Below are 2,814 nucleotides of genomic sequence, written 5' to 3'. Positions count from 1 at the left end.
GACAAGACCTCAGCTTTGCTATACCTTTTTTGAACCATCCCTTTTTCACCACCACCATTCATTTTCGGGGTTGATTTTTAATAGTTAATCTTTCTTCATGTGGATTCCTCATGCTTCCTGTGTCGCGTCGAAGTGAGGTCGTTTCTGATGGCTTAAGCATAACGCATCAAATGGTTTGTGTAAACCATCATTCCTTTCTGTTCTGTACTGAAACCCCCATTTTCTCTTGCTGTTTTTTGTGCATTTTGTCAACTTCCCTTTTGCAATCACTTTCATTTTTTTCGGTTTTTATCACCATATTTTCACATTTCGCTCTTTGCACACAAAAAATAATAGAGAATGGATAAATTTATGTTATAATGCCAATAAACAAATACCTCTGCATGTAAAAAAGAGGAGTATGCCCAAATGTATCGTTTTTTCGACAAACAAGTGCTGCGTGTCATGCGCCCTTATGCAGTTATCATTTCTTTCTGCCTGCTTCTGTGCGCCAGTGTGGGAATGTATGTTCTGCGCCAGCTGGAGCACAGCGTTGTAACCAGCAATGAATCCATGAATGCCCTGGTACAAAGTGCAGTAGATCGCCGCCTGGACGAGCTGTATCGGTACAGCGTTACGCTGGAACTAAACAACACCAATATTTCGCTGAAAACCCGGAGCAGCATCCCCCAGCCCATTTCCGCACCTGTATACCGTCTGTACGACTCCATTCGTGACTTCGTGGATTCCAATGCCCTGGCCCAGGGTCTGTACATCTACTATCCTGCTCTGGACTTTTCTGTGGGCAATCTGGGGTGCTTTTCCGCCGATGCCTATCGTGCGCTCCAAACTATCCCACAGCGGGAGCCAGATGGAAAATGGACCAGCCAGCTGATGCAGATCGAGGAGCCCACTCTCCTGCTGGATCAACGCCCACAAACTGAGGAAGCCGTCCTGTGCTATGTGCGCCCGCAAAAAATCGATCGAAGCTGCCGGGCCGTAATGGTGATGGAGATTGACCGTCAGGCACTGATCCAGGTTTTCTCTCAAGCCCAGGAGTTGTTTCCCGAGGCATTCCAGCTCAGTATTCTGCTGGATGGTGAGGTTATTGCCTCCAAAGGCGACGAGGTGGATGCAGCGACCGTGGAAACCATGTTCGCCCAGTGGAATCAGGAAAACGACCATGCGCTGACCCACGGCGATACAGCTGTCTATTTCAGCCGTTCCATGTTGTCCGGCCTGTACTATGCCAGCTTCTATAACGCCGGCAGTACCATGCGCACCGTGCGCACCACCATTGCCATCTGCGCCGTGTGCGCACTGCTTACACTGTTGATTGGTTTTGTCGGCACATTTTATGTAAGCATTCTGAACGTTCGGCCCGTTCGCAAGCTCCTGCATCGCCTGGGTGCACAGGAAAACGATGAAACAGATGCCTATGAACTGCTGACGGAGCGCGTGGATCAGCTGATGCAGGCCAATGAGCAGAGCTCACAGCGCATTTTTGAACACCAGATGCTGCTGGATTCCAACTTCTTTGTCACTCTGCTGCGCGGCGAACTGCGCAGCGAAAGCGCAGTCGTACTGGCAGCCAACCGCTACGGAGTGGTTTTCAGTGAACCCATGTTTCAGGTGCTGGTTGCCGCCAACGAAAAACGGACTCTGCCGGATGGCGACGGCTGGCAGCGAACCATTTACGAAACAATGGCCGCCCATAATGTGGAGGGACTGTGCACTGCATTTCGTGGTCGGCTGTGTATCCTGCTTAACTCGGACAAACCTTATTCCCAACCGGTTTTACAGAGTCTGTGTCAGGACATCATGAATCTGTACTACCCAAATGAACCGGCAGCCGCCGGGATCGGTACCTGCTGCGACAGCCTTACCGCCATCATCACCAGCTATCACTGCGCTCGCTGGGCGCTGCTGGCCTGTACGCCGGATTGTGCACATCCTGTATGCGTCTATTCGCCGGAACATGCACAGGGACATCACGGTGATGCCCGGGTGATGCAAAATTTCTGCAATTTCATCTATCAGAAATCGTATGCACAGGCGCGGAATATGCTTCCTCAGCTTTATGAAGAATACTTAACTTCCGGCGTGGTTCCCTCGGCTGATCTGATGCGCCAGCAGGCGGTGACCAGCCTTTTGGCAGATGCTGCCTGCGAGACTCTTTCGGATGGAGACGCCGCGGAAGTTACTCGCGTTCTGTCCACGGCTCAGTCCGCCAAAGAATATCGGCAGCGTATGGAACTGGTTCTGGAACGTCTGGACAAACAGCAGAATCACAATGCACCGGAAAAGCAAAAATATCCGGTAACGGCTCGTGCCAAGCAGATCATTGATGAATCTTACACCGACCCTCTGATGGGGCTGTATCTTGTGAGCGAGCAGCTGAATGTGAGCAACTCCTATCTGTCCACCTCCTTCAAAAATGCCTATGGCGTAAGCCTGGTGCAATACCTCAACCGTCTGCGGGTGGAGCATGCGAAAAAACTGATTCTGGAAACCCCCATGAGCATCAAGGAGATCGCACTGGCTTCCGGTTTTTCCAGCGACATCAATTTCATTCGTGTGTTCAAGAAGCAGGAAAACACTACTCCGTCCATGCTGCGCAAAAAGCCGCCGGAAGAGCCCGCACCTGCTTGAGTGCCGCTTCGTTATCAACAAAAAAGGTCTGACTGATTTTTTCAAATCAGTCAGACCTTTCAGCTTGTAGAAAAACCTGCTGTGACAATTGATATGCTCCCTCTATGAGAGACAGTGAAATAAAACGCTGTCAATCATAGGGGGAGCATTGTTATGCAGTACAAACAGAAGTTGAGTGTAGAG

1 protein-coding gene is annotated in these 2,814 nt (G+C 50.4%); it reads left to right on the top strand.

Annotated features, from left to right (window positions below; genetic code table 11):
* Positions 1-408 precede the first annotated feature (408 nt).
* Positions 409-2,631 carry a helix-turn-helix domain-containing protein gene (locus EDD77_RS17795; RefSeq protein ID WP_058966374.1) on the top strand — a complete coding sequence of 741 codons (2,223 nt, stop codon included), beginning with the start codon at positions 409-411 and terminating at the stop codon, positions 2,629-2,631.
* The last annotated feature ends 183 nt before the right edge of the window (positions 2,632-2,814 follow it).

Source organism: Allofournierella massiliensis (genome assembly GCF_004345265.1).
Lineage (GTDB): Bacteria > Bacillota > Clostridia > Oscillospirales > Ruminococcaceae > Allofournierella > Allofournierella massiliensis.
The sequence above is the reverse complement of the archived record's forward strand: the minus strand, read 5'-3'. Positions and strand labels throughout refer to the sequence as shown.

Coding starts and splice junctions, on each gene's coding strand:
- EDD77_RS17795 (WP_058966374.1), top strand. CDS start 409: ATGTATCGTTTTTTCGACAAACAAGTGCTGCGTGTCATGCGCCCTTAT.